The organism is Lonsdalea quercina subsp. quercina, from assembly GCF_000688695.1.
GTDB lineage: Bacteria > Pseudomonadota > Gammaproteobacteria > Enterobacterales > Enterobacteriaceae > Lonsdalea > Lonsdalea quercina_D.
The window spans coordinates 1-2,336 of sequence record NZ_JIBQ01000024.1; the positions used below are offsets into that span (position 1 = coordinate 1).

General features: G+C 50.8%; 2 protein-coding genes and 1 pseudogene. All 3 read right to left on the reverse strand.

Translation table 11 applies throughout. The features are described from left to right. A pseudogene (locus SB13_RS17655) lies at positions 1-588 on the reverse strand (RHS repeat-associated core domain-containing protein); the annotation flags it as partial. 455 nt (positions 589-1,043) lie between these two features. Next, on the reverse strand, positions 1,044-1,604 hold the full coding sequence (locus SB13_RS16790) for a hypothetical protein (RefSeq protein WP_036151000.1): 561 nt from the start codon (positions 1,602-1,604) through the stop codon (positions 1,044-1,046). Beyond that, the coding region (locus SB13_RS17520; protein WP_200873538.1) for an RHS repeat-associated core domain-containing protein at positions 1,601-2,336 on the reverse strand (736 nt) is incomplete at its 5' end. The genes SB13_RS16790 and SB13_RS17520, both read right to left, overlap by 4 nt.

A 2,336-nucleotide genomic window follows, 5' to 3' on the forward strand; every position in this document is an offset into this window, starting at 1 on the left:
CCGCGACGTCTGTTGCCCCTGATGATAGTGCCGCACTTCCGCTATCTGGTCGCCGTCCCACAGGTAGCGCACCTCTTCGCCGCGCTCGGCGCAGCGTTTGCTGACCCGACGCCCGAACGGGTCGTAGCGGTAGTACCAGGTCTCTCCGCTCGGCGTGTCCACCGCCCGCAGCTGGTTGCGACTGTCCCAGCGGTAGTGCCACACCTGCGCCCGGAATCCCGGTTTCACCGCCTGTCGGCGCACCAGACGCCCCGCCCGGTCATAGGTGTAATAGGTGTCGTCGCGCTGTACCAGCCTTCCTGCTTCCCACTCGGTCAGCCGTCCTTTCTCCTGCGGCAGGCCGGTGCGGGTGTAGTGGTAGTCGGTCTCGGCGGTCGGCGTCCTGCCCGCGCCGCCGGTCAGGACCGACAGCACCCGCCCGGTCTTGGTCTTGTCCAGCCGATACCCTTCGCTGTCGCGATTCGTGCGCACGCCCCGACGTTCGCTCTCGCGCCCGGCGGCGTCGTGGTTTATCGTCAGCTCCGCGCCGTCCGGCAGCACCACCTGCTTCAGTTCACCGGTGCGGCTGTAGCGGAAGGTGCTGGTAAGTTCGGTGTATTCCAGATAGATAAAGGCGTAGACGGGTACCTGGGGTGAAATCTCTCGCAGCAGGTTGCTGTGCTCGTCGTAGAGGTGGAACTGCTAGGTAGCGTACGCTTCAGTCACGCAACCTTGCTAGTCCTGACGGTACAGCACCATAACTGGCTGCTTTATTCGCTAAGATCATTGATTATCTACCACTTGATTCGTATGGCGAGTACGCACGGATTAGGAGCATGTGATTAATGGAATGGGTTAAGACACTAGTTAAATATATTAGTCGGAAAAGCAGGAGATAGTTATTAATGTGATAATACCAGTATTATAGATATAGGTCTCAGCACCGAAATCGGTGATAATATAAGCTAATTCAGCTATAGTGCGCTTATCCAACAGCAGCAATCATTCGGTTAAGTAGGATACACTCAACCGGGAGGATATAATGTTCCTCCCAGCTATTCGAATCAAGAAGTTGGTATTTCAACTGAGAAATCAAAGCCTGAGAGCCCCGCTTCTTCGACTCGTTGTTTGAAGTTATCTGTCACAAATACTCGGCTAATGTCCTCTTCAATTGAGAACAGATATTCATCAATGATACTTGAAGCAATTAACACGGGTTTTTCGATAATCAAACCTCGCTCAGCCACACGATAAACAGATTTTTCTTTATCAAAGCAGCCTGACAATGGATTGGTTGGGTAATAACCGAAAAATTTTTTCTTTTTACTCTCTGTGATAACTGGGAGTATTTGCCCTCTTGGTTCTAGAATATCTTTCAGTTTTTCTAGCGTCGACTCGCTTATTATAAAAAAAGGATTGAGAGCGCTGCTAAAATCAAATTGGTAATTTTTTTTACCAAAGTCATTTTTCCTCAGCTCTAATTTGATCTCACTATAATCGTCATCAAATGATTTCCATAATTTCATCATTGAGCGACCAATGATACTTCTTTCACCATTCGGATAGTCTTGAATGAATGAGCAGGTATTTTTTGAAGTTGAGCGTAAAAGGTATATTTTCATCATAGTATAGTGTACCAACTTGCATTTCTTTGAGCAGAAGAAAGGATGTCTCTAATTCGACCTAGTTCTCGGATTACCTCCTGTTTACCGCCAAGAATATCCGCTTGTTCAATCCGGTGGTTAACAGCGCTTAAGTAATCATCAGGATGTCGTCCGTTATGCAATATTCCTGACAAGCCATCACTGTTATTTTTATTCGGTAAGAACACGCCATTTTCAGCGCCGTTAACATCAATGCCATGCTTATTCAAGATATCTCGGGCTGGTTTAGCAGCTTTGGATGTTTCCCCTACAATATGATGTGCTGCCGAATCCGCAGGTCGTGGAACTCCACTTTTTTCCATTGCGGATGATAGCTGACAACTCGTTAGCCCCAGCGGGTCGATCCAAGTTTTAGGATTATGAACATACCCATAGTTACTCTCTCCCCCCGCTATCCCTATCGGGTCCGGTGAGATATACCCGCCGCCGGCTGGGTCGTAGTACCGAAATCGGTTATAGCACAGGCCGCTTTCGCTGTCACGGAGCTGCCCGGCGAACGCCAGTTCCGGGTCTGCGCTCTCCGTTTTCGCAACTGTGCGTTGGCCCCACAGCGTCGCTTTCGGGGCCTGCCAGCGCAGTTCGCCTTCGCTATCGTACAGCGCCTGCGGGGCACCATTTGGCGCGCTGCTCACAAAATCCGTTTCCCACCCGCCCGCCGCAGTGTGCCGCTGCTGCACCACCAGCTCCCAGCCG

Coding starts and splice junctions, on each gene's coding strand:
- SB13_RS16790 (WP_036151000.1), bottom strand. CDS start 1,604: ATGATGAAAATATACCTTTTACGCTCAACTTCAAAAAATACCTGCTCA.